Genomic DNA, 24,132 nt, shown 5'->3' with positions numbered 1-24,132 from the left:
ACGACGGCTCGGCCTGGGTTCACTCCTCCCGTTCGAAGTCGGCCTTCGCCCGCTCGTCGTCGAGGTCGGACTGGGCCTGCGCGTACAGGTCGTGCACGAATCTCCGGGCGTCGTCGGGTGAGATGCCGACGCCGAGTCGGAGCAGCCGGCCCGTCCAGGAGCCGAGCGGGTCGTCGGGTTCGGTCATGGCGCCTCCTGATGGGGAGTGCGGTCGACGCCGGCCGTTCCGGTCGCGCGGCGGGCCGTGGCGAGCCGGCCCCGGACCGTTCTGTCGTCGTGGACCGGCCGGGAGGCGACCGCCGTCCCGGGCGCGGGCCGTGCGGCTTCGGGGCCCGACCGGCCCCGTGCGGGTCCGGGCCGCGCGTCCCCTGTGCGGGGCGCCTTCGGCGGGCGTCGCATCCCTGTTCTTCCTTCCATGGTCCCCGCGTCCCGGGCGAACGCAACCCGGTGTGTCCGCGGCGGCGGCCGCGGTCCGCGACGGACCGTGCGGCCGCCGGAAGCACCCGTGACCGGGGTCGCTAACCGACCCATTCCCGCAGCAGCTTCTCCCGCTGCGCCGGGCGGGGCGTTCCGCCCTCCCTGGCTCGGCCCCACGCCGACATCGCCGCCAGCGTCGTGGCCATCGTCGCGGCGCCCTCCGTGAGGCGGTGCAGAAGGGCGCGGGAGAGGTCGACCTCGGTCGGGGTGTAGCCGACGGCCGCGGCCACGTAGGCCTTCAGCTCGTGCTCGCCGTCGTGCGTCTCCAGGACCGTCGTCATCAGCGGCGGGGCCTCGCCCAGGCCCGTGCCCACGGTCATGGCCAGGTTCATCACCATGTCCAGGGCCACGTCCGTGACCACGCCGACCTGCCGCTTCAGGGACTTCACGGGGACGTCCGCCACCGTCAGTGCGCGCACGTCCTCCCACAGGTGGAGGCCGGCCTGCCCGTCGCCGAGGGCCACCACGCCCTCAGGGGTCAGGCGTACCCCGGGCGCCGCGCCGGACGGCTTCGCGCCCACGTACACATCGCCCTCGGCGATCCAGAACAGGCCCACCATGGCCATGGCTTGCTCGCTTCCCCCGACGACGGCACACCGCCGTCGTGTCACACGTCAAAAGATCAGGTCGCCCTCCGGAACGCACGGAAGGGCCGGGAAGTTCCCCTCCTCCGGTCTTTCCGCACGGCCTTCCGCGCGGCCCTTTCCACCCGGCCTTTCCGCGCGCGACCTTCGCCTTTCCGGCCCCGCACACGGCCCTCATCCCCGGACGGCGGCACCCCCGCCGCCGCGGGGTCATGGCGGTCGGGCGGCCGAAACGACCGCTGTGCCTGCCCAGGTCGACGCCGACGTCGGACGGACCCCACACGACGCCGGGCAGGTCGGAGGCGACCTGGCGGCCGGGGTGGTCGATCTGCGTCCAGACGGCGGCGCCGCCGGCGGCCCAGCGCCGGTACAGCGTCAGCAGCCGTCGGCCGTGTTCTCCTCCATGGCGGCCTTCGCGATGCGGTTGCCCGGTGCCCGTCCGGAGCGCAGGGGCAGGGGCGAGAACAGCTCGCTGGACATTCCGTTTCCCGCTTCCATGCCGTTCCCTTAGGATGTGTGCGCCATAAACATCAGGCTCCGACGTAAGCGGCGCAAACACAGAAGAGTGTGACCCATGGCCCCGACCGGTACGTATCATCACGGCGACCTGCGCGCCGCCTGCCTGAGCGCCGCGCGGGAACTCCTGGAGGAGGACGGCAGCGCCGGGCTGTCGCTGCGCGCGGTCGCCCGGCGGGCGGGCGTGTCGGCCACGGCCCCCTACCGCCACTACGCGGACCGGGACGCGCTCGTCTCCGCCGTGGCCGCCGAGGGCTACCGCGAACTCGCCCAGCACCTGGCCGCCGCCCACCCCGCGCCCTCGACCCCCGACGACCTGGCCTCCGTCGCCGTCGCCTACGTGCGGTTCGCGCTCGACCACCCCGCCCTGTTCCGGGTGATGTTCGCGGAGCCCTGCGACCCGACCGACGAGGAACGGGTCGCCGCGACCGGCGTCATCACGGCGTACGTGCGCGGCATCGTCCGCGACACGTTCCCCGGCGCGGACGAGGCGGGCCCCCTCCCGACCACCGTGTGGGCCCTCGTCCACGGCCTGGCCTTCCTGCACCTCGACGGCAAACTCGACGCCTCCTCCGCCGAGGTGGTCGCCGCCCGGGTACGGGCCGCCGTGCACGCCCTGTTCACCGCCTCGCCGGCGCTGCCGTCCGCGCCGACGGCGGTACCCGGCGGTTCCCCGCACGGATAACCGCTTGCCCGCGGGCACCGGGCCGTGGTTCCAATGACCGATCATGATCACCCGGGTGCGCCGGCGCGGCGGACGTGTACCACCGTCCTCGCCCGGCGCGACCCGGGCGGGCCGCGACCACACCGTCCGAGGGAGACGTCACCCCGATGAACACGCCACCATCACCGTCCGAAGCCCGGTCCGCGGACGGGCCGCCCGTCCGTGTGGGCGCGCTCGCCCCGCTGACGCGGCCCGGCTGGGTCGAGGCGGGCCGGCACCTCCTCGCGGGACTCGACCTGTCCGTGCGCGAGGTCAACGACGCGGGCGGGATCGACGGCAGACCGCTGGAGCTGGTGGTCCGGGACACCGCGGCCGATCCGGAGCGCGCCTCCGCCGCCGTGGCCGAACTGGCGGACCTGGGCGTGGCCGCGGTCGTGGGCGAGTACCACAGCGTCGTCGCCCGCGCCGCCGCCACCCGGGCCGACGCCCTCGGCGTGCCGTTCCTCTGCTCCTCCGCCGTGCTCGACGCCCTGACCGAGGAACCGACGGAGTGGGTCGCGCGCCTCTCCCCCGTCCAGTCCCGCGGCTGGCGGAGCTACGCGGACTTCCTCCTCGCCACGGGCCGGCACCGGGTCGCGGTGGCGACCCAGCCGAGCGTCTACTGGGCGGCCGGCACCCGCGTCCTCCGGGAACGCCTCGCCTCCCAGGGCGGCACCGTCGTCGAACTCGACGCCACCGCGCTCGACCCCGGGGCCCTGTGCGACGCGCTCGCCGACCACGGGGCCACGGCGCTCCTGCTGCTGGTCGGCAGCCCGGAGCCGGCGGTGCCGATCGTCAGGGCCGTCCGGGGCGACCGGCGGCTCGCCGACCTGCTGGTCGGCGCCCCCGCCGGTCAGCCGGAGTTCCCCGGATGGGCCGCCGCGCTCGGCGCGGACGGCGCCGGGATCCCGTTCCTGCGCTATCTGCCCGAGGACCCCGGACCCCTCGGCGAACGCGTCGGGAAGGAGCTCCGCGAGCGGCTGGGCGAGGCACCGTCGTTCGTCGCCTTCGAGGGCTGGGACACCATCACCGTCCTCGCCGAGGTGCTCCGTTCGCACGGTACGGACCGGGCGGTCGTCGCCGGGGCGTGGCCGCACGTGGCGGTCGAGGGCACGCGCGGGCCGATCCGGTTCTCCCGTACGCCGGGTGTCGACGTGTGGCAATGGGCCTGGGCGCCCGTCCGGATCGTCGACCGGGACCCGGCGGACCCGGCCCGCTTCCGCGTGCTCCACACCGGGTGAGAGAGCCCGGCGTCCGGCCGACCGGACGCCGGGTCACTTTCATTTCAACGATCAACTGGACACAAGTCAACCAAATCAAGAGGGTTTTGCACGGTTATATCCGGTTCCTCCTGGCTAGTCGCCGTATGACCACGACAACCCCAGGAGGGTGAACATGATCGCCCACGAACAGATCGCCACCGTACTGGACCACCCCGTGTACGACACCGAGGGCAAGAAGATCGGCGACGCCAAGCACGTGTTCGTCGACGACGCCACCGGCCGCCCCGCATGGGTCACCGTCAAGACCGGACTGTTCGGCACCAGTGAATCCTTCGTCCCGATCAAGGACGCCTCCATGGTCGACGACCACCTGGAGGTCCCCTATCCCAAGGACCGGGTGAAGGACGCTCCGCACGTCGACGTCGACGGCGGGGGCCACCTCGACGCGAGCGAGGAACAGCGCCTCTACGAGTACTACGGCATCGCTTGGGACGAGGCGTGGCAGCGGGCGAACCAGCCCGGCGAAGCGGGCTGGGCGCACGGCACCGCGGGCACGACCGGAACGGCGGGCACGACGGGTGCCGCCGGCACCGCCGGCATGACGGGCACCGCCGGTCTGCGCGACCGTGACGGAGACGGCCTCGGGAACAGGGACGCGGGGATGGCGCGCTCGGACACCTCGGTCGGCGACGACGCCATGACCCGGTCCGAGGAACAGATGCACGTCGGCACCGAGCGGGTCGAGACCGGCCGCGTCCGGCTGCGGAAGTACGTCGTCACCGAGCAGGTCCAGCAGACCGTTCCGGTCCGCCACGAGGAAGTGCGCGTGGAACGCGAGCCCATCACGGACGCCAACCGCGAACAGGCCCTGTCCGGGCCCGAGATCTCCGAGGCCGAGCACGAGGTGACCCTCCACGAGGAGCGCCCCGTGGTCGAGACCAGGACCGTCCCCGTCGAACGGGTCGGACTCCGCACGGACGAGGTCACCGAGGAGGAGACGGTCACCGGCCAGGTGCGCAAGGAGCGCATCGACGTCGAGGCCGACGGCGTCGACGACATGGCCGAGGACCCCGACAGGAGGCGCGGCCACTGACCCGCACCTCCCCCGCCCCCGCCCGTCCGGCCCGCCCCGGCCGGACGTGGCGCGGGAGCGTCAGGGACCGCCGGCCGCCCGGCCGGGCCCGGCTCCCCGGGCACCCGCACCGGCCGGACCGAGGGCGCCGGCAACGCGCCTGACGGCCCGGCGGCCGGAGCCCGGGGCCGGGCCGGTCCCGGCCATGGCTAGGCTGACGATCATGAAACCGGCGATTCCCCGTGACGCGGCCCTCCGTCCCACCGTTGACGCGACTCCCCGTCCCACGATCCTCGACGCCGTGGAGGCGGCGTCCGATCCGACTCTGTGGGAGGCGCTCGCGGCCTCGGCCCACCGGATCCTGTCGGACCTGGTGAGGGGAGGCGCGGCCCTGGGCTGGGTCGAACCGCCGTCGCGGGACGAGGTGTCGGAGCTCCTGGACCACGTCCTCTCCGCCGTACGGGCGGGGGACGCGGCCCTCCGGTTCGCGTACGCCGACCACCGGCTGGTCGGGTTGGGGTACTGGCTCCGCTACGCCCGGCCGACCCATCGGCCGCACGCCGATCTCGAGAAGATCGCGGTGGACGCCGCCGCCCAGGGCCTCGGCATCGGCCGGGCGTTGACCGGCTCCCTGATCGCCGACGCCCGGAAGGCCGGGATCGAGGTCCTCACCCTGGACGCCCGGGGCGACAACACCGGTGCCCTGCACCTCTACCGGTCGCTGGGCTTCACCGAGTACGGTCGGCTGCCCGACTTCGTGGCCGTCGGCGAACGCCGCTACGACAAGGTCTTCTGCATGCTGGACCTCCGCGGGCAGGGCTGACCGGGGCCCCGTACTCACCCGTCTCTGAGTGCGGAAGCGGTGCCGCCGCCTCCGGGCCGGCTGCTGGGATGTGCCCATGACGACGACGCCCGCTCCCGCCCCGCCTGCATGGACGACCTGGGCACGGACCCGGACGGCGTCGCCCGCGACCGGCCGACCGTCACCTGGACCCCCGACTTCGCGGACGCCGCCGCGTACACGGCGGCGGTCGACACCCTCCGGACGGAGTGGTCCGCACGGGGTCTGACGGTGGAGGACGTCCCCGCCCCGGCGGCGGGCGAGCCGGGGGGCCGGGCTGCCGGGGGTTCGGGGGTTCGGGCGACGGACGACCGCGGCGTCGAGCTGTCCCTGCGCCCCGGCCGGTACGACGGCGAACCCACCCTCACCGCCGACGGGGGATGCGTACGGCACCAGGGCTATCTGACGGAGTGGTAGGCCGACGGCCCGCCCCACGCGGCAGAGGCCCGCCCGTGGAACGACGGACCGCCCGCGCCCCGGTCGAGACCGGTCCCGCTGTGTCGCCGGCGTCACCATCCGCCTTCGAAGAAGGCCAGGAGCGCCGGTCGCGGGGCGGCCGCCGTGGTCGTGTTCGCCACCGCGACGACCATCACGAACAGCGCCGCCGATACCGCGAGGGCGCCGAACGATCCGAGCGTGCGCCTCGTTCGCCGCTCGGCCGGCCCCGTCCGCCCGAAGCGCCTCCACGCCGCCACGCTCATCACGGCGAGGACGACCGCCACGGTGGCGGCGATCGCGGCCATCGCCTCGTGGTAGCGGGCGAAGTCGCCGATCATCACGTCGAGGGCGGCCGGGGCGTGTTCTCCCGCGCCCGGGGCGACGGCCAGGCGCTCTCCGACCTGGGCGAGCACGGCGCCGAGTGCACCGTCGACCGCACCGGTCGCTCCGGTGGGCAGCAGCGGAAGGAGGGAGGCGAAAGGTGCCGCCGCGCCCTGGACGTTGGCCATCACCGCCGCGAGCGAGAGCAGCGCGAGCAGCGTGGTGAGCACGCCGGCCGACGCGAGCGCGAACCTCTTCCCCGCGCCGGGGCCGTCGGCCCTCAGGAACGCCTTCCAGAGCAGCGTGCCGGCCGCGACCAGCACGCTCAGCAGCAGCGCGGCGATCACGGCCTTGGCGACGTGGTAGCGGAACCAGTAGTCGACGAGGGCGTCGAGGTCCGGTGGGAAGGCCCGTTCGCCGGAGTTCCAGTACGCGACGAACGCCGCGCGAAGGGCGTCGGCGAGCTCGCTCTCCCGGCCGAAGTCCTCTCCCGGCCCGCTCGCCGCGAGCGTGCCCGGCACGACGACGAAGGCCGCCACCAGGGCCGACGCGGCGGCGCCGAGCACCGCGAGCGCGCGGCCGTGGAGGGTCGCCGATCGCGGCGGCACCGCGCGGCCCGTCCGGTGTGATGCTGCTGTCATGCCGCCCAGCGTCGCGCACCGGCGCCGCCCGGTCAGCGGGGCAGGCCGGAGTCCCGAGGGTGTGGACAGCCCCACCCCCCGGACGCCCGGGGGATGGACCGCCGTCAGCCGACCCTGTCGGACGCCTCGACCCGGTGGGCCTCCAGGCCGGGCGTGGCGAGCAGATCGGCGATCAGTTCCTCGGAGCCGCAGACGTACGTGCTGACCAGGTCGACGTCGCCGCCCACGCACCAGGCGCGGTCCCGCGGCCACCACAGGTCGGGCAGTTCGGCGAACACGTCCAGGAGTTCGGGGGACACGGCGTCGGCCAGCGTTCCCGACAGCAGGATCTCCTCCCTCTCCGGAGTGGGGAACGTGGGAATCCCCTCCCATTCCCAGCGGCCGTACCCGTCCCACAGGCCGTACCAGCAGTGTTCCGGCGTGCCGGTGTGGCGCGCGAGGACGGGGATCAGGGCACGCGCCACACCGACGGGCGTGGGGCCTTCGGCGGGGTGCTCGTCCCACACTCCGGGCAGGCCGAGGTCCCCGCTGTTCTGGTGGAACGGCTCCGCGCCGATCACCTCGTGCCAGTTCGTCAGCGGCTCGACCTTCCGTCCGTACGCGGCGGCCACGGCGTCCCAGCGGACCGGGCGCTCGTCGAGCTCGGCGGGGTGCAGGACCCGGGCGTACGCCGGGAAGCCGGGCGCGGCGACGCCGGCGACCGTGCCGAAGTCGCCGTACCCGGGACGGTGCTCGGTGAGCCAGCGGGCCGGCCCGAGGTCCTCGTTCTCGACGCGCAGGCGTCCGTACAGTGCGGGGCCGGGTTCACCGCCCGGTCGCGTCCATCCGTCCATGCGCACAGTCTGCTCCTCGTGCCTCCCCCGCGGCTCCCTTGGGCCACCACGGTCGTCGGCCCGGTCGAGAGCGCCGCGTCGCCGGGCGGGGACGGGCGGCGGGGTTACGGTCGGCGGCATGGTTGGTGATCGTCAAGGGTGGCTCCGGTGTCTGCTCGCCGGGGCCGTGTTCGTCGTGGGGATGACCGGCACCACGCTGCCGACGCCGCTCTACCCCCTCTATCAGGAGGAGTTCGGCTTCTCCGAGCTGACGGTGACCGTCGTGTACGCCGTGTACGCCTTCGGCGTCATCGGCGTGCTGCTGCTCGCGGGCAACGCCTCGGACAGCGTCGGCAGACGGCCGACGCTGTTCTGGGGGCTCGGGTTCGCGGCGGCGAGCGCCGTCTGCTTCCTGTGCGCCGACGGGCTGGGCTGGCTGTACGCGGGCCGGCTGTTGTCGGGTCTGTCGGCCGGCCTGTTCACCGGGGCCGCGACCGCGTACGTCATGGACCTCGCCCCGCCCGGCGGCCAGTCCCGGGCGACGCTCGTGGCGACGGCCGCGAACATGGGCGGCCTGGGCTGCGGGCCCCTGCTCGCCGGGCTGCTCGCGGAGTACGCGCCGGAGCCGCTGCTGCTCCCGTTCGCCGTGCACCTCGCCCTGGTCGCCGTGTCGGCGGTCGTCCTGCTGCGGCTGCCGGAGACCGTACGGGATCCCCGGCCGCTGACCGCCGTACGGCCACAGCGGCCGGCCCTGCCCGCGTCGGTGCGCCCGGTGTTCGTGCCGGCGGCCATCGCCTCCTTCGCGGGGTTCGCCCTGTTCGGGGTGTTCACCTCGGTCAGCCCCGCCTTCCTGGGCCGTTTCCTGCACGTGGACAACCACGCGGTGAGCGGACTGGTCGTCGCGCTGGCCTTCTTCGCCTCCACCGTCGGGCAGTTCGCCGTCGGCCGCTTCGGAGTGTCCCGGTCCCTGCCGCTGGGCTGTGCCGTGCTCTTCGCCGGGCTGGCCTTCCTGGCCGGGGCGCTCTCCGCCGAACTGCTGGTGCTCGTGGTCCTCGCCGCCGTCGTCGGCGGGGTCGGCCAGGGGCTCTCCTTCCGCGCGGCGCTGTCCGCCGTCGCCGCGGCCGCCCCGGTGGACCGGCGTGCGGCGGTGATCTCGGCCCTGTTCCTGGTCGCCTACACGGGAATCTCGATCCCGGTCATCGGAGTCGGCCTCCTGACCGGCCCCCTGGGCCTGGAGGAGGCGGGTCTGGTGTTCACCGGCTGCATGCTGGTGCTGGTCACGTCGGCCGGGGTGTACCTGCTGCGGCGGCCGGTGCGGACGGGAGAAGGGTGAGGCCCCGGGCGGTCGCCGGCCGGGGCCGTCCTCACGTCCTCACATGGGGAGCGAGAGCAGGCGGACCTCTCCCGGGGGCCAGGTCACGCCGTCGCGCAGAGGGATCCACATGGTCCGCAGCGGCATGACCACGGCTCCCCCGGGCTGCTCGACGCGGACGTCCCGATCGAGGGCCCGCCAGCCGAGCCGCTCGTAGAGCGGGACGAGCGGCGGGCGGCAGAAGAGCAGCCCGTGCCGCGGCCCCAGCGTCCGCGCGTGGTCCACGGCCGCCGATACGACCGCCCGCGCCAGCCCGTGCCCCCGCAGGTCCGGGGCGACGGCCACACCGCCGAGGCCCACCACCCGGGTGTCGACGCCGTCGATCGACAGGGGGAGCGTCAGCAGTCCGGCGTGGGCGACGAGACGGCCGTTCCGCCTGATGCCGAAGTGGTCTTCCTTGGGCAGCCAGGTCAGCCCGGCGTCCGCGACGCCGAAGGGATCGGGGCTGTCGCCGAGTATCTCGATCTGGTCGGCCCTCGTGTACTCCGCGAGCCGCACCACGGCCGGGGGCGCGGGGAAATGGCGATCCGTCATCCCGCCATGGTCCCGCACCGGCACGGCCCCGATCCGCCGAGGCCGGACGGTGTGCGGCGGCTTCCCCGGCGGGGGGCGTGCGGCGGTCTCTCCGGCGGCGGAACCGTACGGCGTCCCCTCCCCCGTCCACAAGATCACGAAGCTGGTCGGAGAGAACGAGCATGACGGCAACAGCCGCCCGCTACCTGTATCTGGCGCGACACGGCGAAGCGACCGCGGACGAGAGCGCGTTGACGGAGAAGGGCCGCCGCCAGGCCGTCCTGCTCGGGGAGCGGCTCCGGAAGGCCCCGCTCACGGCGATCCACCACGGCCCGCCGGCCCGGGCGGAGCAGACGGCCCGGCTGGTGGGCGACCGACTCGACGGGGTGCCCCTGCGGATGTCCCGGGCCGCCGGCGACTACGTCCCGTACGTCCCGCGGCGCGAGGAGCTTCCGGCGGAGTCGGCCGACGCCATGCTCGGGTTCCTGGCCGGGTTCCCGGCGGAGGAGCGTGAGCAGGGGCCCGGTCTGGCAGCGGAGGCCGTCGCGTCGTTCACCGGCCCGGTCGAGGGCGACCTGCCGCGCCACGAGCTCGTCGTCACGCACAACTTCCTCGTCGCCTGGCTCGTACGGGAGGCCCTCGACGCCCCCAGGGGCCGCTGGACGGGCATCAACCAGGCCAACGCCGCACTGACCGTCATCCGCTACGCCCCCGGCCGGGCCCCCGCCGTCCTCTGCTTCAACGACACGGGGCACCTGCCCGAAGAACTCCGCTGGACCGGCTTCCCTCCCGAGCTCCACGTCTGACGCGGTGACGGGCTCCACCCGGTGGGTAGGGGCAGTCCGGGAGGCGCGGTCCGGAGCCGCCCGGTCCGGATCGTGGTCGCCCGTGGCCCTTGCCCGGGGCCTCCGCAGTCACCATGATCATCAAGACGAGACGCAGACCCCAGAAAGGTTCCGAACCCATCATGCGAGTCAAAGCCTTCGACCACCTGGTGCTCAACGTGACCGACGTCGACAAGTCGCTCGAGTTCTACACCGGCGCCCTGGGCCTCGCCCCCGAGCGCGTCGAGGAGTGGCGGGCCGGCAAGGTGTCGTTCCCGTCCGTACGCATAAACGAGCACACCGTCATCGACCTCTTCTCCCGTCCGCGCGGCGAGTCCAACGTCGACCACATCTGCCTGGTCGTCGACCCCCTGGACTGGCAGGAGGTCATCGACTCCGGCACGTTCGACGTCCTGGAGGGCCCGGTCCCGCGCTGGGGCGCGCGCGGCTCCGCCCAGTCGGTCTACGTGAAGGACCCCGACGGCAACACGGTCGAACTGCGCTGGTACCCGCAGGACGTCGAGGACTGAGCCGGACTCGCCGACCCCGCGCGTGCCGGCCGGGCACGCGGCCCGACGCCCGAGCGGCCGGGGCGTGTCCGGTGGATCACAGCGCGGGGATCCGGGGACGGACGGCTCCCGCGCCCGCTAACGTACCGGCGAGTAGCAGGTGGGACAGTCCCACGGGGTGCGAGGGGAGCGGGCCATGGACCGGCAGTGGAGCCTTGAGGAGAGCACGGTCGTCGACGCGCCGCCGGCGGTCGTCTACCGGTTGGTGTCGGACCTGCGGAACATGGGGCGGTGGAGCCCCGAGTGCCGGTCCGTGTGGGTGCTGCGCCCTCCGGCGCGCACCGGCTCCCGGTTCATCGGGTTCAATCGGCGCGGGCCGTTCCTCTGGCCGACCGTCGGGCGGGTGACCCGGATGAGTCCGGACAGCGAGTTCGTCTTCGACGTCGGCGTCTTCGGGCTCCCGATCGCCCGCTGGGGCTACCGGTTCGAACCGGAGGGCACGGGGACGCGGCTCACCGAGTTCTGGCAGGACCTGCGGACCGACGGGTACCGGGCCAGGGCCGCCGACCTGCTCGGAACGGTCTTCGCCGGGACGAACCCGGCCCGCCGGGTCGCGCTCAACCGGGCCGGGATGCGCACCACGCTCGAACGCATCGCGAGGACCGCGACGGCCGGAGCCTGAGACCGCTCGGGCGATCGGACGCCCCGGAGCGCCGAGCCCCGGGGCCGGGCGGGCGGCCGGGAGCCGGCCGCGACTACGACTCCCGCGTGGGGGTCCTGTCCTGCCGCCGGCCGGACAGGACCCGGCCCAGGTCCAGCACGCTCAGGCCGAACATCAGGACGCCCAGGGGGACGTGGAGGGACGGCTCGTGCGCGATGCCCAGCACCACCTGCACCGAGGAGAGGACCAGGAAGCCGGTCGAGTACAGGACGGGTCGGGGCGAGCCGCCGCCCGGCTTCCAGGCGAGGACCGCCGCCAGCACGTACAGCATCGTGGCTCCGTACGTCACGCGCGCTCCGACGCCGTGCAGCACCTCGTTCTGAGGCGACGCCAGGAGCAGTCCGGCGGTGGTGGCCTGGAAGAAGAGGGTCAGGGTCTGGAGGGCGATCGAGACCTGCTGGAACGTGCGGCTGCTGTCCCGTACTGCCGTGGTCTGCGCGGTGGTGGCCATGACTCGGTCCTCTTCTTCTGCCTCGCGGCGGTGGCTCGGTAGTCTCTCGAACGGTCCGACGACGCAGCCCCGGGAAATGTGAGGCGCCGGAGGTGCCGGAGGAACGAGATCCACGTCACACCGCGAAGAGCCGAGGGAACAGGGAGCGACCGCGAGCATGAGCACCTCCGACGAGCCGGTGCGCGGCGGGACCGGGTCGGAGCTCGGCGTGGTCGTCGGCGAGCGGCGCCGGCTGATCAACCTCGGCTACCGGCTGCTCGGTTCGCTGGCCGAGGCCGAGGACGCCGTACAGGAGACGTACGCCCGCTGGTACGCGATGTCACCGCGGCAGCGGGAGGCCGTCGAGTCGCCGGAGGCCTGGCTGACGACGGTGGCCGGCCGTGTCTGTCTGGACATGCTCGGCTCGGCGCGGGCCCGCCGCGAGCGCTACGTCGGGGCGTGGATACCGGAGCCGCTGCCCGACCGCACGGAGTGGGCCGGCGGCCGGGCGGACGACGGACGGTCCGGGCCGGCCGACCCCGCCGACCGGGTGACCCTGGACGAGTCGGTGAACATGGCGTTCCTCGTCGTACTGGAGTCGATGACGCCGGCCGAGCGCGTGGCGTTCATCCTGCACGACGTCTTCGCGTACCCCTTCGCCGAGGTCGCGGAGATCGTCGGCCGGACGCCCGCCGCCTGCAGGCAGTTGGCGTCCTCGGCCCGGCGCCGGATCCGCGCCGAGGGCAGGCCGGCCGGGCCGCCGGCCGGACAGGCCGCCCTGGTGCGGGACTTCAAGGAGGCGTGGGAGGCCAAGGACATCAAGGCCCTCGTCGGCCTCCTCGCTCCCGACGCCACGATGACGGCCGACGGCGGCGGTCTCGTCGGCGCCGTGCTGCGCCCCGTCGAGGGCAGCGCGCTCATCGCCCAGTACGTCGTCCACATCGCCGACAAGGCCCCGGGCCTCACGCTCCTGGAGCGCACGGTCAACGGCAGGCCGGGGCTGGTCGCCCAGAGCTCGGGGATCACCGTGACCGTGGCGGCGTTCGACCTCGCCGACGGCCGCATCAGCCGCATCTGGGCGGTCCGGAACCCGGAGAAGCTCCAGGCGTGGAGGGACGACGCGATGAACTGAGTCGCCCGCCGGATCGCCGTCCTGATACGCCCGCCTGCTTCGCTCCGGCAGGAAGGAACAGGAAGGAAAGCGATGGAATCCCCCTCTCCGCAAGGCGAGTTCCTCAAGGACGTGCTTCCTCGATTACGGCAGGACGCACGCGTGGCCGGCGTGGCGGTCACCGGGTCGCTCGCGGACGGCCGCCCCGACGTCTACTCGGACGTGGACCTGATCCTGGTCGTCGACGACGAGGCGTACGACGCGGTCATGCGGGAACGGCTGGAACCGATCGGCTCCTGGACCTCCCTGGTGGCCGGGTTCACCGGGGAGCACGTCGGCGAGCCGCGTCTGGTCACCACGCTCGTCGGGCCGCCCCTCCTGCGCGTCGACCTCACGTTCGTGCGGAGCTCCGACTTCGCCGGGCGCATCAAGGACCCGGAGGTGCTGCGGGACCGGGACGACACCCTGACCGGTGCCCTCGCCCTTCGCCCGCCGGGGAGGTCGACCTCGGCGGCCGGTGAGCGGGGCCCTCGGCGGCTTTCCCTCACGCGGAGGGGGGCAGTTGCTCGCGCACCCATGCGGGATCGGGATTGACGAACGGCCGGCCCGCGACGACGACGGTCGGCACGGTCTCGTCGCCGTTGTTCGCCGCCCGCACCACCGCCGCGCCGGCCGGGTCCCGCCAGATGTCGACCCAGTACAACTGGCGGGCGCGGCGGCCCAGTCGGAGGCGCAGACGCAGACAGTACTTGCAGCCCGGCCGCCAGTAGACGATCGGGCGGCCGTCCGCCGCGCTGAGGCGCTGCGCCTCCGCCGCCTCTGTCCTCCTCGGGAAGACCAGGGGCGAGTGAGCGGCGGCGAGCAGCACGAACACCACCAGAAACACCGCGGTCCTCACGGGTTTCCCGTCGGAGATCGACCCCGCCGCGACGAGCGAACCGCAGAGCAGGAACAACACCGGCAACATCCAGACACGTGTCATGATCACGCAGGTTACCGATCGGCTCAGGGCGTGGCGACGAGCCGGCCCAGCCGGGGGGCGAGCCAGGGCCTGCGGCCGCCTGCCCGCATCCGGCCGCGGGCGATCGCCTGCCAGGTCGGCATGCGCCGGAAGGAGACCAGCAGGAACGCGGTCGGCGCCACGGTGAGCCGGCAGTCGTAGGCGCGTGGCGGGGCGTCGCGGGTGACCGTCATCGTGCCGTCGTCGACGACGATCGCCAGCCGCGGACCGCCCTTGACCACGAGGTCGAACGCGATCCTGACACCGCGCGCCTTCTCCTTGTCCAGGGCCGCCACCATCATCGTCGGCATCGACTGGCCGAGCACGAGACGGGCCTCGTCCGGCCCGATGGACCACGGCCGTCCGGCGCCGCGCGCGATGTCCAGACCGTGTACGAGCGTCTCGCTCAGCACCAGGCCGGTCACCGTCGCCAGTGTGAGGGGCAGGTCCTGCCCGTACCAGGGCGCGGCGAGCGGGGTGTCCGGGGCGAGGCCCTCGGTGTCCCGCAGGAACGTCTCGCCCCGCTCCGCGAGCAAGTCGCCGAGACGGGCGCGTTCCTCACCGGAGACGAGGCCTGTGGACAGGGCGTTCAGGGCCGCGATCCGTTCGGCGAACGGCACGTCACCCGGCGGGAGGAGACCGTCCCGGTCCATGGCCCCGTCGCCGGAGACGACGGAGGTGTACGCGAGGTACACGGCCGCGAGGTGCGCGCCGACGTCACCGACCGTCCACACCGGGACCCCGGAGGCCGCGTCCAGGTCGGGTGCGTCGCGCAGGAGCCGGACCAGCCGGGGAACCGCGGCGGCCAGCGCGGCACGGGTCCTCTCGTGCCCGGTGACGGGATCGAAGCCCGTGACGGTGCCCATACCACTCCCCGTGTTGCGGCCGGGCCCGCAGATTACCGCCGAGTAGCCCCGTTGCGACAGGGCCGGGGGCGGTCCGGGAGGCCGGTCGGGGGCCGTGCGTCAGACGGCCGCCCTCAGCAGGGCCACGATCGTGTCGAGGCCCCGGCGCCCGTACGACCCCCTGGGTGATCGTCCTCGCCGTCGTCCTGGCCCTGCTGTACGTCCTCGGCCCCCGCCAGGCCGACGGACGCGGGACTCCCGCCGGCACGGCCTCCCGGCTCTGGCCGGCAGCCGTCATCGGGGTGTGGTTCACCCTCGTGGTCCTCGCGCCCGGCTTCGGCTGGTGCGTCGTACCGCTGCTCTACACCAGCCTGCGCTCCCTGCGCACCCGGTCCGCGATCGTCCTGGTCGCGCTGATCACCCTGTGCGTCGTGGCCGCCCAGCTGAAACTACGGCTCCGTTTCGGCTTCGACCCGAACCTGATGTTCGCCCCGTTCGCCGGGGCCGCCGTCGCCACCGCCGTCTTCGTCCACTCCCAGCGGCAGGCCGACCGGCTGCGGGCGGTCATCGTCGATCTCGTCCGCACCCGCCGGGAACTCGCCGCGACCGAGCGCCGCGAGGGCACCCTCGCGGAGCGCCAGCGGCTGTCCATGGAGATCCACGACACCCTCGCGCAGGGCCTGTCCAGCCAGCAGATGCCGCTCCAGGCCGCCGACCGGCTCTGGGACGCCGACCCGGACGCCGCCCGTCGCCACATCCGTACGGCCGAGTCCATCGCCGAGCACAACCTCGCCGAGGCCCGCCGCTTCGTGCACGACCTCGCCCCCGCCGACCTCGCCGGAGGCGGCGGCCTCGCAGGGGCCCTGCGCGCCCTCGCGGAGCGGGAGTCCTCCGCGGCCCTCCAGGTCCGCTTCCACCAGGACGGCACGTCCACCGCAGCCCTTCCCGACCCCGTACAGGCGGCGCTGCTGCGGATCGCCCAGGGCGCGCTGGCCAACGTCCGCGAGCACGCCGACGACGGCACGGCGGCGCTGACCCTCAGTCACCTGGACGACCAGGTGGTCCTGGACGTCGCCGACGACGGCCGCGGCTTCGACCCCGCCGAGAAGCCCGGGGGCGTGCGCGGGCACGGTCTGCCCGCCATGCGCGCGCGTGTCCGGCAGCTCGGCGGCGAGCTCACGATCGAATCGACACCGGGCGAGGGGACGGTCCTGACGGCCGTGATCCCTCTGTCGCCACCGCGCTGACGGCCTCCAGCTCCGCCGCTCGGGAGGCCGGGACGTCGTACAGCAGGGCGCCCGAGGGGCAGCGGAGCTCGCCGAACCTTAAGGCCTCTTCCACGACAGGTGGGTTTACGGCCACCCCTCGGGCCGTCCGCAGGCGCGCGGGAACGGCCTCGGTGGAGGCGTACCGGAACCGGAGGAAACGCCTCGGGCCCCGAAGTCCCGGGCTGAAACCCCTCATGGGACAGCCCGCCGTGTGGGCCGCGCCCGTTCCGGTGGAATGGCCGAACTGTGCGTAGACCAGATAGGTGCCTGAGGCATGTAGTGGAGACGGCACCACAGTCCCTGCCAGCGACGCGCTCCCAGCGAGGCCCCCGTGACGAAAGCCGTGGCGTTCCCCCAGGACCGGACCTGCCCCTACCACCCGCCCGCCGCCTATCCCCGGACCGAGGAGGAACACCCGCTGACGCGGGTCACCCTGTGGGACGGAAGGCCGGTGTGGCTCGTCACCGGACACGCGGCCGCCCGCTCGCTCCTGGCGGACCAGCGGCTGTCCACCGACTCGACCCGTGACGACTTCCCGCTGCCGACGGAACGCGCCGCGGCCGTGCGCAGGCGTCGGCGCACGGCACTGCTCGGCTGGGACGACCCCGAGCACAACGCCCAGCGGCGCATGTTGATCCCCAGCTTCACCCTCAAGCGCACCGAGAGCCTGCGGCCCCGCATCCAGGAGACCGTGGACCGGCTGCTCGACGCGATGGAGGCGCAGGGGCCGCCGGCGGAGCTGGTGAGCGCGTTCGCCCTGCCCGTACCGTCGATCGTCATCTGCGACCTGCTCGGCGTGCCGTACGCGGACCACGACTTCTTCGAGGAGCAGTCGCGGCGGCTGCTGCGCGGCCCGACGATCGCGGACACCGAGGACGCGCTGGCCCAACTGGAGGGCTACCTCGGCGACCTGATCGACCGCAAGCGCCGCAAGCCCGGCGACGGCGTCCTCGACGACCTGGTGGCACGCGCGTCCGGGAACGGCGGGCCCGAGCGCGAGGAGCTGGTGCAGCTCGCCACGATCCTGCTGGTGGCAGGCCACGAGACCACGGCGAACATGATCTCCCTGGGTACGTACACCCTGCTGCGCCACCCGGAGCGGCTGGCGGAGCTGCGGGCGGATCCCGGGCTCCTGCCGACCGCCGTCGAGGAGCTGCTGCGGTTCCTGTCGATCGCCGACGGGCTGCTGCGGGTCGCGCGGGAGGACGTCGACGTCGCCGGGACGGTGATCCGGGCGGGTGAGGGCGTGGTCTTCTCGACCTCGGTCATCAACAGGGACGCCGCCGCGTACAGCGACCCGGACACCCTCGACTGGGCCCGGTCCGCCCGCCATCACGTGGCGTTCGGTTTCGGCATCCACCAGTGCCTCGGGCAGAACCTCGCACGTGCGGAGCTGGAGATCGCGCTCGGGACGCTCCTGCGCCGACTGCCGGGCCTCCGGCTGGCCGTCCCGGCCGAGGAGATCCCGTTCAAGCCGGGCGACACGATCCAGGGGATGCTCGAACTCCCCGTCACGTGGTGAGAGGAGCGGTGCGGAACATGACGAAGGAAGCGGTGCCCATGCGCGTATCGATCGACGCGAACGTCTGCATCGGCGCGGGGCAGTGCGCCCTGACGTCCCCGGACGTCTTCACCCAGGACGACGACGGCTTCGGGACGGTCGTCCCGGGCCGGGAGGACGGCACGGGAACACTGGTCCGCGAGGCGGCCCGCGCCTGCCCCGTGCAGGCGATCACCCTCCACGACCTCGCCGACGAGCCACATGGGTGACGCCGATCGGCGAAGAGCACAGAACCGATGAGGAGTCGGCACCGTCACGCCCCGACGGTGCCGACTCCCTCGGGCCCGCGAGCTGCGGGTCGGCACCGAAGGCCGGGGCCGGCACCTCCCGGCCCATAGGGTGGCGGGCATGTCACTGAGTCACATGGTTCTCTCGTCAGGTCGTCGGATCCGTCTCACCGAGTTCCGGATGTCTTCGACCTACGAGGGGATGCTGGAGGGTTATCCGTGCAAGCGCGTCAACGACCGGAAGGTCGACTGGCTCCAGCGGCTGACCGAGCGCGCGTTCCCCTCCCTGCCGGTCCACTTCGTTCCGCCCTCGCGCGAGTATCCGGACGAGCCCGCCCGCGCCTTCGGTCCCGTCGAGGTGCTGCCTTCCGTGTTTTGCGTCGGTGTCTTCGACTCCTCGGCGCTCGACCCGGCCATGGACGGTTCCACCCTCGTCGTCGCCTGGTTCCAGGCCCTCCCGGAGATACCGGCGGGCGAGAAGGCCGCCCTTGCGCTTCGCGGCATCCGTTGGGAGGAACTGGCCCAGGACTACGAGCTGTAGCGACGTGTGCCCTTCACCACCGGCGACTCCGGTCGCGTCACATCGCCCGGCGCTCCTCGGCTCGGCGAACGTCGACCGGTCTCCGGCGTCGGCCTCGGCGTCGGCGTCCTGACCGTACGTGCGGGGCGGACGTCGACCGGCGGGACACCGGGCGGCCTGGGAGCGGGTCCTGAGGCGGGCAGGCGTCGGCGGTCGTAGGGTCGGAACCGTTCCCCCAGGAGGGCTTCCCATGCGCAGCGTGACCTATTCGATGAACGTCTCCCTCGACGGCTACATCGTCGGGCCGGACGGTGACTTCGACTGGACGGGGCCCGATGCGGAGGTCTTCCGCTTCTGGATCGACGAGATCCGGGAGGTCGGCGTCCACCTGCTGGGGCGGCGGCTGTACGAGACGATGCTGTACTGGGAGACCGCCGACCAGGATCGATCGCTCGACGACGCGGAGCGCGAGTGGGCCGCACTCTGGAATCCGCTTCCCAAGGTGGTCTTCTCCACCACGCTGTCGACGGTGCAGGGCAACGCCCGCCTGGCCTCCGGCAGCCTGGTGGAGGAGATCGAGCGGTTGCGGACCGGGCCGGGACAGGGCGACATCGCGATCGGCGGCGCGAGGCTCGCCGCCGAGGCAGCCGCGTCGGACCTGATCGACGAGTACCGGGCCGTGGTCCACCCGGTGCTGGTCGGCGGCGGCATCCCGTTCTTCCCCCGGCGCGAACGCCGAGTGGACCTCGAACTCGTCGAGACCCGCACCTTCGGCTCACAAGTCGTCTACCTCCGCCACCGCGTGGCGCGTCGGGCCTCGTCCTGACGAGTGGGCCCGGCATGCTCGTATTCCCGGCGGATCCATTGGCATCCCTATCGGAGTCATTGGTTTCTTCATTGGATACCTATGGCTCTCCGCTCTACTGTCGAAGACGTCGCCGCACCGGCGATCTCGCCGGAGAACACCACTCGGGCCGGAGCGTCGGCGTGCGCACCCCTGTCTCCGGGCCCCGGTCGGGCCCGCCATCCCCTGGAGCTCCCTCATGTCGAAGATCCTTTTCGTGTTGACCGGTGTCGACCACTGGACGCTGGCCGACGGCACCAAGCACCCGACCGGGTTCTGGGCCGAGGAGGTCGTCGCGCCGTACGAGGCGTTCACGGCCGCCGGTCACGAGGTCGTCGTCGCCACGCCCGGCGGTGTCGTCCCGACCGTCGACGCGGGCAGCCTCGCCCCCGAGGTCAACGGCGGCCGGGAAGGCGCGGACAAGGTCGCCGCGGCGCTCGCCTCCATCGGCGAGATCCAGCACCCGATCAGGCTGGAGGACGTTCGTCCGGCCGATTACGACGCCGTCTTCTACCCCGGCGGCCACGGCCCCATGGAGGACCTCGCCGTGAACGCCACCTCCGGCAAGGTGCTGGCCGACACCCTGCGCTCGGGCAAGCCCCTGGGCGTCGTGTGCCACGGGCCCGCCGCGCTTCTCGCCGCCACCGACGCCGACGGGTCCAACGTCTTCGCCGGCCGCAAGGTCGCCGCCTTCACCAATGCCGAGGAGACCCAGGCCGGTCTCGCCGAGAAGGCGAAGTGGCTGCTGGAGACCCGACTCGTCGAGGCCGGCGTGGACGTCCAGGTCGGCGAGCCGTGGGTGCCGCACGTGGTCGTCGACGGCAACCTGGTCACCGGCCAGAACCCGTCCTCCTCCGCCCCGCTCGCCGCCGAGCTGCTCAAGAAGCTGGGCTGACCCTCCACAGACACGGGTTCGGCCCGCAGGACAAGGCCCCGGCCCGCCGGACACGGCCCCGGCCCGCCGCGCGTCCGCACGACCGGGCGCGCGGGGGCCTGGACAGGGACGCCTCACCTCACTAGCCTCCTCCTCACTTAATCAATTAGTTGACTAGTCGAGGAGATGTCCATGAAGCCCTTCCGTCAGGCCGTCGAGGCCGACGACCACGCGGCGATCGAGGCGCTCCTCGCCGAGGACGTCGTCTTCACCAGCCCCGTGGCCTTCAAGCCCTACGCGGGGAAGGCGATCACCGCGGCCATCCTGCGCGGGGTGTCCCGTGTCCTCACCGACTTCCGTTACGTCCGGGAGATCACCGGCGAGGACGGCCGCGACCACGCTCTCGTCTTCGAGGCCCGCGTCGGCGACCGCGCGATCACCGGCTGCGACTTCCTCCGCCTGAACGAGCAGGGCCTCATCGACGACTTCATGGTCATGGTCCGGCCGCTGTCCGCCGCACAGGCGCTGGCCGAGGCGATGGGGGCGCAGTTCGACCGCATCGCCGCCGAGGCCGTCGGCACCACCGCCGTCACCGCGCCGGAAACGCCGGCCTGACCACGGCCGCCGCCCTCCAGCAGGCCGGCGTGCGGCCCGGTTCAGTCCAGGTACGCGGCCACCAGCGTGGCGAAGTCCTCCGGGGTGAGGACCTCGACGCCCAGTTCCGCGGCCTTGACCGCCTTCGAGCTCGGCTTGCCGTTCGCCGACGGTGCCGCGACCAGGTACGTGGTCCGGGAGTTCACGCCGCTGCCCGCGCGGCCGCCGGCCCTCTCGATGAGGGCGACCGTCTCGGAGCGTCCCCAGCCGTCCAGCGGGCCGGTCATCTTCCCCGTCACGACGACGGTCTTCCCGCTCAGCGGCCCGTCGAGCACGTCCTCGGCCTTCTCCGGCCCCGGCTCGGTCATGCCGACGCCCGCCGCGATCAGCTTGTCGATCACCGGGGCGAGCGCGGCGACCCGCTCCACGATGGCCGGCGCCTTCTCCGGGCCTATGCCCTCGACCTCCTGCAGGGCGGCGGCGTCCGCCGCCCGGATGGCCTCCATCGTGCCGAAGTGCGCGGCGATGCGCCGGGACATGCTGCGGCCGGTGCCCGGCACGCCGAGCGCGCAGAAGACGCGACTGAGGGGGCGTGACCTGGCGAGCCGGATCTGCTCGGCCAGCTTCGCGCCCCGCTTGGCGCTGCCGGAGGCGTCGGTGAGCTGCTCCTCGGTGAGGGTGAACAGGTCGGCGACGTCACCGACGGCTCCGGCGGCGATCAGCGCGTCGACGTACTTCCTGCCGAGACCGTCGATGTCGAGGATGTCGCGCCCGGCGACGTACTCGATCAGCGGCGCGAGCGCACAGGCCGTGCCCTTCGCGCAGCGCCACCGCTCCTGGCCCTTGTCGATCTCCCCGCCGCAGTTCGGACACGCCTCGGGCAGCGGCACCGGGACGGCGCCCTCGGGGCGGAGCTCGACGACGGCGGCCTGGACGCGCGGGATGACGTCGCCGGCCTTGTGGACGGTCACGGTGTCACCGATGTGGAGGTCCCGACGCAGGATGTCGGCCGGGTTGTGCAGGGTGGCGCGGGTGACGGTGGACCCGTCGAGTTCCACGGCGGCGAGCACGGCCGTCGGAGCGAGCACACCCGTACGGCCCACTTCCCAGAACACGTCCTGGAGGACGGTCTGGCGCTCGACGGCCGGAAGCTTGTAGGCGATCGCCCAGTACGGGAAACGGCTGCCGAAGCCCGCCGTCGCCTGCTCGGCGGCGCTGTCTGCCTTGATGACGACGCCGTCGATGCCGAACGGCAGGCTCGCGCGCATCGCGGCGATCGCGTCGACCCTCCGCTGGGCCTCGGCGAGGGTGGCGACCGCGTGCAGTCCGGCCGGAGTCGCCGCCGTCGTCCGCACCCCGGCTTCCGCCACCGCGGCCAGGGTCTCGGCGTGGCCGGCCCCGGCGGGCAGGAACGCCCGGCCGTCGAGGTCGACGGCGCCGTACGCCCAGAACGTCATGGCCAGGCGGTAGGGCCGGTCCTTCGCCCGCAGCGTGCCGACGGCTCCGTTGCGCGGATTGGCGAAGACGTCTGCGCCGTGCGCGATCCGCGTCTCGTTCGCGGCCTCGAACTGCTCCTGCGTGAAGAGGACTTCGCCGCGCGCCTCGAAGGTGGCGGGGACGGGCAGCCGCTCGGGGAGCCCCACGATCGTCCCGATGACGTGGCTGACGTCCTCGCCCCGCGTGCCGTCGCCCCGGATGACGATCTGCACCAAGCGTCCGTCACGGTACCGGGCGGCGACGGCCGCGCCGTCCAGCTTCGGCTCGACGGTGAACCCTCCCGTCGGCTCGTGCCCGAGCCGCCGCCGGAGCGAGGCGCCCCAGGCGAGGAGTCCCTCGGGCGCGAAGACGTTGTCGAGGCTGAGCAGCCGTGTGGTGTGCGCGACGTCGCCGGCCGGGGCGGCGCCGTCGGCGACCTGGTCGGCGGGCGAGTCCGGAGCGACGTCCTCGGGGTGCTCCGCCTCCCAGGCCTTCACGTCGAGCCGCAGCCGGTCGTACTCCGCGTCGTCCATGACGCTGTAGCCCGCGCCGAAGTACGTGCGGGAAGCGTCGCGCAGACGCTCGAGGGCGGCCTCGTACGCGGCACTGCTGGACAGGCTGAAGCGCGCCTCCACGGCGGGTGTTGTCGTCATGCCCACCATCCTGTCGGAGGGGTCTGACAACGCCGCCCGGTCGCGAGGACCACGCCTACTGAGCGCTCATCCGGTGGGGGTGCGCCGGGTCGGCCGGGCAGACGAAGGCCCGGTACTCGTCGCGTCCCGCCGCGACGCCGGTCGGGCAGCCGGGGCCGGGGAAGGGGCCCCAACTGGCCTGGGACTCGCACGAGTCCATGGTCAGCAGAAGACGCATCCCGGCTCCGCAGGCATCGCAGTGGACCCGCATCAGGTCGGTCCTGTGCCAGGACTCCCAGCCCCCGATCTTCCAGCCGGGCGCGAGGGAGAGGTCGTACTGGTAGGTGGGTGCCGCTCGGCCCGCCCGCGCCTCGAAGGCGTCCTCCCACGCGTCGATCCGTTCCACGAGGGCCGGCGGCAGGTAGTCGGCCCACGGGTACTCGGTGATCTGCTCCGGGTGCAGCGCGCACGGCACCGGCAGGTACCGCGCGTGCTCGACGATCGGCGGCTCGGGCTGTGCGGACAGCGGGTTCGTCACGTCGGCCGCGCGGCGCCAGAAGAGGCGTGTCGACGGCCCGAAGTGGCTGTACGAACCGTCCTCGTGCCCGCCGAACGGGCACCACAGCACCTGGAGCAGGTCCGCTCCCGGCGGGGCGAACGCCGCCAGGTCGGGCACGTCACGGGCGTAGAACTGCGCGAGGGCGAGGAGCGGCAGGGGGCTCCCGTCGTGCCGGTCCGGTCGGCCTCCGGCCTCCGTCATCACCTGCATCTCGGCCCGTTCGGCGTCCGTGTACGCCCATCCGGCGCCGTCGGCCGGGCGGGGCCGCGCCCGAGCCGCCCTGAGGATCTCCTCCTGACGGCGCACCCGCCACGGCCGTACCCCCCGGGCCCCATCGTGCTCCCGGCACACCGGCCACGCCTCCCCTTCCGGCCACAGCAACGGCCCACCCACGGAACTGTCACCGACCGCGGGCGCCCCGGGCCGCGGGTGCAGACGCGTCGCGGTGCGGGCGTGGTCCTTCAGCTCGGGAAAGGGGACGGTGATGTCGAGGGGGCGGTACGGGGTGGTGGGCCGGGAGTCGGGGTCGTGCTTCACTCCACCACCGTATCCAGTCGGCGAGTGGCCTCCTCCGCGCGGCGGTCCGGGCGGGTACGGGAGGTTTCCCGGCGTCCGGGGCGACCG

27 protein-coding genes and 1 pseudogene are annotated in these 24,132 nt (G+C 73.4%); 18 read left to right on the top strand and 10 right to left on the bottom strand.

Annotated elements, in window-relative coordinates; all coding sequences use genetic code 11:
- Positions 1-19 precede the first annotated feature (19 nt).
- Positions 20-187 carry a hypothetical protein gene (locus tag ACIGW4_RS19620; protein WP_177181865.1) on the bottom strand — a complete coding sequence of 56 codons (168 nt, stop codon included), beginning with the start codon at positions 185-187 and terminating at the stop codon, positions 20-22.
- Between the two features lie 331 nt (positions 188-518).
- Entirely contained in the window at positions 519-1,043 is a 525-nt protein-coding gene (locus ACIGW4_RS19615) for a hypothetical protein (RefSeq protein ID WP_359587166.1), read from the bottom strand.
- Between the two features lie 592 nt (positions 1,044-1,635).
- Between ACIGW4_RS19615 and ACIGW4_RS19610 the strand changes: the two genes are divergently transcribed.
- From ACIGW4_RS19610 to ACIGW4_RS19590, 5 genes are all read left to right on the top strand, one after another.
- The gene (locus ACIGW4_RS19610; RefSeq protein ID WP_399581880.1) at positions 1,636-2,262 is read left to right on the top strand and encodes a TetR/AcrR family transcriptional regulator; all 627 of its coding nucleotides are present in this window, start codon (positions 1,636-1,638) and stop codon (positions 2,260-2,262) included.
- A gap of 146 nt (positions 2,263-2,408) precedes the next feature.
- The gene (locus tag ACIGW4_RS19605) at positions 2,409-3,521 is read left to right on the top strand and encodes an ABC transporter substrate-binding protein (RefSeq protein WP_399581877.1); all 1,113 of its coding nucleotides are present in this window, start codon (positions 2,409-2,411) and stop codon (positions 3,519-3,521) included.
- Between the two features lie 154 nt (positions 3,522-3,675).
- Positions 3,676-4,596 carry a PRC and DUF2382 domain-containing protein gene (locus ACIGW4_RS19600; RefSeq protein WP_359587163.1) on the top strand — a complete coding sequence of 307 codons (921 nt, stop codon included), beginning with the start codon at positions 3,676-3,678 and terminating at the stop codon, positions 4,594-4,596.
- A gap of 202 nt (positions 4,597-4,798) precedes the next feature.
- On the top strand, positions 4,799-5,398 hold the full coding sequence (locus ACIGW4_RS19595) for a GNAT family N-acetyltransferase (protein ID WP_399581873.1): 600 nt from the start codon (positions 4,799-4,801) through the stop codon (positions 5,396-5,398).
- A 108-nt stretch (positions 5,399-5,506) separates the two neighbouring features.
- Positions 5,507-5,833: a hypothetical protein gene (locus ACIGW4_RS19590; protein WP_399581872.1), complete on the top strand. Its 327-nt coding sequence runs from the start codon at positions 5,507-5,509 to the stop codon at positions 5,831-5,833.
- A gap of 92 nt (positions 5,834-5,925) precedes the next feature.
- On the opposite strand, the gene ACIGW4_RS19585 is transcribed toward ACIGW4_RS19590, so the two are convergent.
- Positions 5,926-6,816 (bottom strand): hypothetical protein, encoded by an 891-nt coding sequence (locus ACIGW4_RS19585; RefSeq protein ID WP_399581869.1) that lies wholly within the window; start codon positions 6,814-6,816, stop codon positions 5,926-5,928.
- Between the two features lie 104 nt (positions 6,817-6,920).
- Entirely contained in the window at positions 6,921-7,649 is a 729-nt protein-coding gene (locus ACIGW4_RS19580; RefSeq protein WP_399581866.1) for a hypothetical protein, read from the bottom strand.
- A gap of 118 nt (positions 7,650-7,767) precedes the next feature.
- On the opposite strand from ACIGW4_RS19580, the gene ACIGW4_RS19575 reads away from it, so the two are divergent.
- Positions 7,768-8,961 (top strand): MFS transporter, encoded by a 1,194-nt coding sequence (locus ACIGW4_RS19575; protein WP_399581863.1) that lies wholly within the window; start codon positions 7,768-7,770, stop codon positions 8,959-8,961.
- Positions 8,962-9,000: 39 nt separating this feature from the next.
- Here ACIGW4_RS19575 and ACIGW4_RS19570 read toward each other — a convergent pair whose 3' ends face one another.
- Positions 9,001-9,534 carry a GNAT family N-acetyltransferase gene (locus tag ACIGW4_RS19570; RefSeq protein ID WP_359587158.1) on the bottom strand — a complete coding sequence of 178 codons (534 nt, stop codon included), beginning with the start codon at positions 9,532-9,534 and terminating at the stop codon, positions 9,001-9,003.
- A 161-nt stretch (positions 9,535-9,695) separates the two neighbouring features.
- Here ACIGW4_RS19570 and ACIGW4_RS19565 point away from each other — a divergent pair, with 161 nt between their 5' ends.
- From ACIGW4_RS19565 to ACIGW4_RS19555, 3 genes are all read left to right on the top strand, one after another.
- A complete protein-coding gene (locus ACIGW4_RS19565) occupies positions 9,696-10,319 on the top strand; it encodes a histidine phosphatase family protein (RefSeq protein ID WP_399581859.1) in 624 nt (207 codons plus the stop codon).
- 161 nt (positions 10,320-10,480) lie between these two features.
- Positions 10,481-10,867 (top strand): VOC family protein, encoded by a 387-nt coding sequence (locus ACIGW4_RS19560; RefSeq protein ID WP_359587155.1) that lies wholly within the window; start codon positions 10,481-10,483, stop codon positions 10,865-10,867.
- Positions 10,868-11,042: 175 nt separating this feature from the next.
- The gene (locus tag ACIGW4_RS19555) at positions 11,043-11,528 is read left to right on the top strand and encodes an SRPBCC family protein (protein WP_398711201.1); all 486 of its coding nucleotides are present in this window, start codon (positions 11,043-11,045) and stop codon (positions 11,526-11,528) included.
- Between the two features lie 73 nt (positions 11,529-11,601).
- Here the strand turns inward: ACIGW4_RS19555 and ACIGW4_RS19550 are convergent, their stop codons facing one another.
- Entirely contained in the window at positions 11,602-12,018 is a 417-nt protein-coding gene (locus ACIGW4_RS19550) for a hypothetical protein (RefSeq protein ID WP_123458017.1), read from the bottom strand.
- Between the two features lie 157 nt (positions 12,019-12,175).
- On the opposite strand from ACIGW4_RS19550, the gene sigJ reads away from it, so the two are divergent.
- Together sigJ and ACIGW4_RS19540 are read left to right on the top strand one after the other, a co-directional pair.
- Positions 12,176-13,129 carry an RNA polymerase sigma factor SigJ gene (gene sigJ / locus ACIGW4_RS19545; RefSeq protein WP_399581854.1) on the top strand — a complete coding sequence of 318 codons (954 nt, stop codon included), beginning with the start codon at positions 12,176-12,178 and terminating at the stop codon, positions 13,127-13,129.
- Positions 13,130-13,201: 72 nt separating this feature from the next.
- Positions 13,202-13,702 carry a nucleotidyltransferase domain-containing protein gene (locus tag ACIGW4_RS19540; RefSeq protein WP_399581851.1) on the top strand — a complete coding sequence of 167 codons (501 nt, stop codon included), beginning with the start codon at positions 13,202-13,204 and terminating at the stop codon, positions 13,700-13,702.
- On the opposite strand, the gene ACIGW4_RS19535 is transcribed toward ACIGW4_RS19540, so the two are convergent.
- A complete protein-coding gene (locus tag ACIGW4_RS19535) occupies positions 13,653-14,090 on the bottom strand; it encodes a glutaredoxin domain-containing protein (protein ID WP_399581848.1) in 438 nt (145 codons plus the stop codon). The genes ACIGW4_RS19540 and ACIGW4_RS19535 overlap by 50 nt on opposite strands.
- A gap of 23 nt (positions 14,091-14,113) precedes the next feature.
- On the bottom strand, positions 14,114-14,974 hold the full coding sequence (locus ACIGW4_RS19530; protein ID WP_399581845.1) for a maleylpyruvate isomerase N-terminal domain-containing protein: 861 nt from the start codon (positions 14,972-14,974) through the stop codon (positions 14,114-14,116).
- A 134-nt stretch (positions 14,975-15,108) separates the two neighbouring features.
- Between ACIGW4_RS19530 and ACIGW4_RS19525 the strand changes: the two are divergent.
- The 7 genes and pseudogenes from ACIGW4_RS19525 to ACIGW4_RS19495 form a co-directional block, all read left to right on the top strand.
- Positions 15,109-16,200 (top strand): annotated as a pseudogene (locus ACIGW4_RS19525) (histidine kinase); the annotation flags it as partial.
- A gap of 352 nt (positions 16,201-16,552) precedes the next feature.
- On the top strand, positions 16,553-17,743 hold the full coding sequence (locus tag ACIGW4_RS19520; RefSeq protein WP_399581842.1) for a cytochrome P450: 1,191 nt from the start codon (positions 16,553-16,555) through the stop codon (positions 17,741-17,743).
- Positions 17,744-17,781: 38 nt separating this feature from the next.
- The gene (locus tag ACIGW4_RS19515; protein WP_123458022.1) at positions 17,782-17,991 is read left to right on the top strand and encodes a ferredoxin; all 210 of its coding nucleotides are present in this window, start codon (positions 17,782-17,784) and stop codon (positions 17,989-17,991) included.
- 139 nt (positions 17,992-18,130) lie between these two features.
- Positions 18,131-18,550: a hypothetical protein gene (locus ACIGW4_RS19510; RefSeq protein WP_123458869.1), complete on the top strand. Its 420-nt coding sequence runs from the start codon at positions 18,131-18,133 to the stop codon at positions 18,548-18,550.
- 229 nt (positions 18,551-18,779) lie between these two features.
- The gene (locus ACIGW4_RS19505; protein ID WP_398711193.1) at positions 18,780-19,355 is read left to right on the top strand and encodes a dihydrofolate reductase family protein; all 576 of its coding nucleotides are present in this window, start codon (positions 18,780-18,782) and stop codon (positions 19,353-19,355) included.
- Positions 19,356-19,572: 217 nt separating this feature from the next.
- Positions 19,573-20,268: a type 1 glutamine amidotransferase domain-containing protein gene (locus ACIGW4_RS19500; RefSeq protein ID WP_399581837.1), complete on the top strand. Its 696-nt coding sequence runs from the start codon at positions 19,573-19,575 to the stop codon at positions 20,266-20,268.
- Positions 20,269-20,439: 171 nt separating this feature from the next.
- Complete coding sequence (locus ACIGW4_RS19495) at positions 20,440-20,862, top strand: nuclear transport factor 2 family protein (RefSeq protein WP_123458025.1); 423 nt, start codon at positions 20,440-20,442, stop codon at positions 20,860-20,862.
- A gap of 41 nt (positions 20,863-20,903) precedes the next feature.
- On the opposite strand, the gene ligA is transcribed toward ACIGW4_RS19495, so the two are convergent.
- On the bottom strand, positions 20,904-22,970 hold the full coding sequence (gene ligA / locus ACIGW4_RS19490; RefSeq protein ID WP_399581833.1) for an NAD-dependent DNA ligase LigA: 2,067 nt from the start codon (positions 22,968-22,970) through the stop codon (positions 20,904-20,906).
- A 55-nt stretch (positions 22,971-23,025) separates the two neighbouring features.
- Positions 23,026-24,045, bottom strand: coding sequence for a hypothetical protein (locus ACIGW4_RS19485; RefSeq protein WP_399581830.1), 1,020 nt, complete (start codon positions 24,043-24,045; stop codon positions 23,026-23,028).
- Positions 24,046-24,132: the final 87 nt, after the last annotated feature.

Origin of the sequence: Streptomyces sp. NPDC053513, assembly GCF_044544765.1 — a bacterium.
Taxonomy (GTDB): Bacteria; Actinomycetota; Actinomycetes; order Streptomycetales; family Streptomycetaceae; genus Streptomyces; species Streptomyces litmocidini.
This window is presented reverse-complemented; position numbering and strand designations above follow the sequence as displayed.